We start from the raw sequence: 1,006 nt of genomic DNA, 5'->3' as shown, positions 1-1,006 counted from the left end.
AAGGAATTGTTGCTCGGCTAAAGTACATGGCATAACCACGCTCATCAGCAACGACTTTTACGGCATTTGGGTTGAAGACTTCATCTTCAGATTCAATTTCAACCGCCAACGTAGCCATAGGCGCATCACTAGCGGCTAAGTTATCTGCGACTTGGCGGATGATAACTGGTGGTACCAAAGGCTCATCACCTTGAACGTTCACAATAATGTGGTCAGCAGGAATGGCCATTTTCTCTACCACTTCCGCTAAACGCTCTGTACCAGATTCGTGGTTTGGCGAAGTCATACAAACTTTGCCACCGAATTTCTCAACCGCCGCAGAAACTCGCTCATCGTCAGTAGCAATGATCACGTCATCAGCGCCAGCTTGCATTGCTTGTTCGTAAACCCATTGCACCATTGGTTTACCACCGATATCAGCCAGTGGTTTACCTGGTAAACGGCTCGAAGAGTAACGAGCCGGTATCACAACCGTAAAAGACATTAACGTCCCTCATCCATACTCATGGTGCGAGCTTCTGGCTCAAGCAGAACAGGAATACCCTCTTTGATAGGGTAAGCAAGGCGATCTAATTTGCAGATCAACTCTTGATTATCTTTATCGTAAGTCAGCTTACCTTTACACACTGGGCAAGCCACAATCTCAAGCAGACGGTGATCCATAAGTCGCTTTAACCTCTTTTATTCGATTTAAAATTCGCTCTGCATCTTTAGGCTCAAATTGAGCAGATACAGGCAGATACCACCAATTGTCTTGTGCGTAGTCGCTACATTTGACAGCATCTTTCTCTGTCATAATCACATTCGCCCCTTGCAGAGCCAATGCTTCAAGTTCTTTTTGGTCAAAGTCTTGATGGTCAGCAAAACCTTTCGCGACTTTAACATCCGCATTCATTGATTCTAGTGTATTAAAAAACCGAGGTGGATGCCCGATACCAGCAAATGCCACCAGCGCCTTTAATTCACTCACATCAACTTGCTGCTTGGTCTTTAGGTTGATCGCTTT

Annotated in this window: 3 protein-coding genes; all 3 read right to left on the bottom strand. The window is 45.3% G+C overall.

All coding sequences use genetic code 11. From position 1 onward, the window contains the following. On the bottom strand, nt 1-484 hold a 484-nt coding region (gene kdsB / locus R7Q48_RS25030), incomplete at its 3' end, for a 3-deoxy-manno-octulosonate cytidylyltransferase (RefSeq protein WP_318132824.1). Further along, nucleotides 484-663: a Trm112 family protein gene (locus R7Q48_RS25025; RefSeq protein WP_005378451.1), complete on the bottom strand. Its 180-nt coding sequence runs from the start codon at nt 661-663 to the stop codon at nt 484-486. The genes kdsB and R7Q48_RS25025, both read right to left, overlap by 1 nt. Beyond that, on the bottom strand, nt 644-1,006 hold a 363-nt coding region (locus R7Q48_RS25020), incomplete at its 5' end, for a tetraacyldisaccharide 4'-kinase (RefSeq protein WP_318132823.1). The genes R7Q48_RS25025 and R7Q48_RS25020, both read right to left, overlap by 20 nt.

The sequence above is a fragment of the Vibrio sp. 378 genome (genome assembly GCF_033339435.1).
Note: the sequence above shows the minus strand (reverse complement) of the source record. Positions and strands in the feature narration are given on the sequence as shown.